Origin of the sequence: Spiroplasma sp. hyd1 (assembly GCF_016082235.1) — a bacterium.
GTDB lineage: Bacteria > Bacillota_I > Bacilli_A > Mycoplasmatales > Mycoplasmataceae > Spiroplasma > Spiroplasma poulsonii.
Map to the genome: position 1 here is coordinate 1 of NZ_JXYY01000126.1, position 868 is coordinate 868.

2 protein-coding genes are annotated in these 868 nt (G+C 20.4%); both read right to left on the minus strand.

The genetic code is table 4. From position 1 onward, the window contains the following. Positions 1 to 106: 106 nt before the first annotated feature. A complete protein-coding gene (locus TS70_RS06675; RefSeq protein WP_127093208.1) occupies positions 107 to 331 on the minus strand; it encodes a hypothetical protein in 225 nt (74 codons plus the stop codon). 125 nt (positions 332 to 456) lie between these two features. Then, positions 457 to 780, minus strand: a complete 324-nt coding sequence (locus TS70_RS06680; protein WP_127093207.1) for a hypothetical protein — start codon at positions 778 to 780, stop codon at positions 457 to 459. Between the last annotated feature and the right edge of the window lie 88 nt (positions 781 to 868).

Here is an 868-nt window from a genome sequence, read left to right on the forward strand (position 1 = left end):
TAAAATTAATTGTAGTAATTGATTTTCCGATAGGATTAATTAAAAAGTTTATAATTCCAATGATAGGCAAAATATAATAATCATTGAAAATACATTATCACTCAAATTAATCACTCTCACTTTCTATTTTTAAAAATTTATTTTTTAATTTTTCATTTAAAATTAAAAACTCTTTTTCTGTAAGAATTTGTAAATTAATATTTTCTTTTTTTAATAAATGTTTTAATGCTTTTTTTAACATAAATAATGGTATTTTAGTAGGTAAACATTGATTGATAATATTAACTAAATATTCTAATCGTTGTTTATACAACTTAGTTTGTTTTTTCATTATCTAACCTAGAATAATATTGATTAATTAAAACAACATTTTCATTAACACAGTTTCAGCAATAAGTAGAACCATTTTCTCAAACAGTATCATTAACGCAAACCATACATAACTGTTGTTGCATATTAATTATTGCTTTCTGTTATTGCTGAACTATTAGAATATTTATTAATAAAATCTTGATCGTTATAATTTTCTTCATAAGGCAATATTTTTGATACTTTACCATTAAAACCAAGTTCTATATAGTAAAAACTACCTTCAATCATTTCGGGCAAACTATTTTGAAAATCACTATCTTTGCGAACTCATTTATCTTGATACTCTTTACCAACTATTTTTTTACCTTCAACTCGTAAAAATGTATAAACATCATAATAAACATCTTTATTTGACTTATCTTTTATAATTTGATTAAACTTAATTTCACTTAAATATACTTTAAACATAATTAAATATTTCCTTTCATTCACATATATGTAAATAAAGGTTTCATATAGTTTAAAACTTTAAATAATTATAAATGTTAAAAATAAA